This is a genomic window from Variovorax glucosi, from assembly GCF_051216695.1.
In the GTDB taxonomy this organism is placed as follows: Bacteria; Pseudomonadota; Gammaproteobacteria; order Burkholderiales; family Burkholderiaceae_C; genus Variovorax.
Genome location: NZ_JBPJZE010000378.1, coordinates 1 through 1,050 on the forward strand (window position 1 = coordinate 1; position 1,050 = coordinate 1,050).

Annotated in this window: 2 protein-coding genes; one reads left to right on the forward strand and one right to left on the reverse strand. The window is 64.8% G+C overall.

Features of this window, described 5'->3' with window-relative positions; all coding sequences use genetic code 11:
• The coding region (locus tag ACSFA3_RS25820; RefSeq protein WP_435508160.1) for a D-glutamate cyclase family protein at nucleotides 1–510 on the reverse strand (510 nt) is incomplete at its 3' end.
• Nucleotides 511–679: 169 nt separating this feature from the next.
• Here ACSFA3_RS25820 and ACSFA3_RS25825 point away from each other — a divergent pair.
• Nucleotides 680–1,050 (forward strand): LysR family transcriptional regulator (locus ACSFA3_RS25825; protein ID WP_435508161.1); only part of this gene is annotated, 371 nt, incomplete at its 3' end.

Here is a 1,050-nt window from a genome sequence, read left to right on the forward strand (position 1 = left end):
CTGCGGCGTCATCGGCCGCATGCTCACGACCATCGTGCCGCCGAAGCGGCCGCTGGGGACGTTGGCGATGTGGGTGTCGTACATCGGCACCGTGGAGCCCTGTTCGATATGGCGTATCGGCAGTCCGGCCTCCAGCAAGGCTTCTTCGAAGGACATCGAGCATCCGATGACGAAGCCGACCATGTCGGCGGTCCACAGTTCGCGCAGGTCGAGCACTTCGCCGGCCGGCTCGCCGTCGCGAAAGACGCAGTACGCCGGTGCATCGGTGCGCAGGTCTACCTCGCCGAGCTCGGGCACGCGCCAGTCGCCGAGCTCGCTGACGCCGATCACCGGGCAGGCCTTCGGATTCAGGCGGCAAAAGCGCAGGAACTCTTCGGCGAATTCGCGCGGCAGGATCGCCAGGTTGCCCTGTGTGTAGCCGGGGCTGTGGCCTGCGGTCGGGCCCCTGAAGCGGCCTTCCCGGATCTCGCGGCGCAGATCGGCGGGATGCATCCAGATCGTGGAGTTCATCGGGTTCTCGAGGGAAGTGAGCAAGGAATTTGCTTACTGTAGGAATCGCAGTGCACCGCGTCCATCGAGGAATTAGCGCGGGCACTGTTCAGAGAAATTGAACAGCGCACGCCCCACGCCGGGGAATGAAGCTGCAACGTAGTGCGCTCGCGCACTGGATCAGGAGCAAGTGAACACCAAATTCATCGAGACCTTCGTGATGCTGGCCCGCATCTGCAGCGTGCGCCGCGTGGCGGAGCACCTCAATGCCACGCCCGGGACCATCTCTATGCGTGTGCGCAGTCTCGAGGAGGAACTGGGCGTCACGCTGTTCGACTACGACCACAAGACCATGCGCATCACGCCGGATGGCTCGCGCCTGCTGCGCCATGCCGAAGGTGTGCTGGAAGCAACGCGCGCCATCCAGGCTGCTGCGGCAAGCGGCAGCGTGATCGGCGGCCGCATCCGCGTCGGCGTGCTCGAGACGGCCGTGCACACCTGGTTGCCCGACTTCATGAAAGCGATGCGGACCCAACTGCCGCAGGTCGAAGTCGATCTCAC